1 protein-coding gene is annotated in these 887 nt (G+C 50.6%); it reads left to right on the top strand.

Annotated features, from left to right (window positions below):
• Positions 1-887: phage late control D family protein (locus tag AC1M9F_RS14450; RefSeq protein WP_481598110.1), on the top strand; the 887-nt coding region annotated here is incomplete at both ends.

Raw genomic sequence — 887 nt, 5'->3', positions numbered from 1 at the left:
CTAACCGCCCAAAACAGAGCCCTCCACATCCAATTCAGTCATTCACAGCTGAATAGCCAAGTCTTCCTACAACGCATCGATGGCAGCCATGCCCTTAACGAAGGCGTGCAAGCAGAACTCGTCTGTCTCTCGACCAATGCCTTAATTCCACTCAAACAATTCATCGGCACACAAGTGGCCGTCGATCAAGTCACTGATCAAGGCACCCTGTTTAGAACCACTGGCATCATCACCGAAGCCTCACAAGGACAAAGCGATGGGGCACTGACCCTCTACAAACTCACGCTCAACGATGCAACAAACTTGTGGCACAAACGCCGCAACAGCCGCGTATTTATGAATAAATCCGTGGTCGAAGTGATGGAAATCCTCTTTGAAGAATGGCAAAACAAAAGCCCACTCTTTGCCTCTAGCCTCAGCCTAGACCACAGTGGACTACAACAACAATACGACATCCGACCCTTCATCATGCAAAGCAACGAAAGCGACTACGACTTTCTGACTCGCTTACTACGCAGTGAAGGCATTAACTGGCTCATTGATGAAGCCCAACCGATTGTACCGAGCAACAACAGCCCGATCGAAGCACAAAAGCTCCGCCTGATTGATGACAACAGCCAATACCAAGCGCTTAACCGACGCAACATCCGCTACCACCGTAGTGATGCGACAGAACAATTTGATAGCATCACCAGTTTTATCGGACAACGTAGCCTACAACCCACCGCAGTCCACCTACAACGCTGGCAAGCCACAGCCCTCGAACAAGAAGAAGGCGCAGGGTCAGTCCAAAGCAAACACCAACACAGTGACCACCAAGACAATGCCAGCCTAGGCCTCGAACAAGCATGGCACATCAGCCCTGCATGGATCCAAGACCTCAAAGG

This window comes from Acinetobacter sp. ANC_7504, assembly GCF_056779995.1.
The sequence above is the reverse complement of the archived record's forward strand: the minus strand, read 5'-3'. Positions and strand labels throughout refer to the sequence as shown.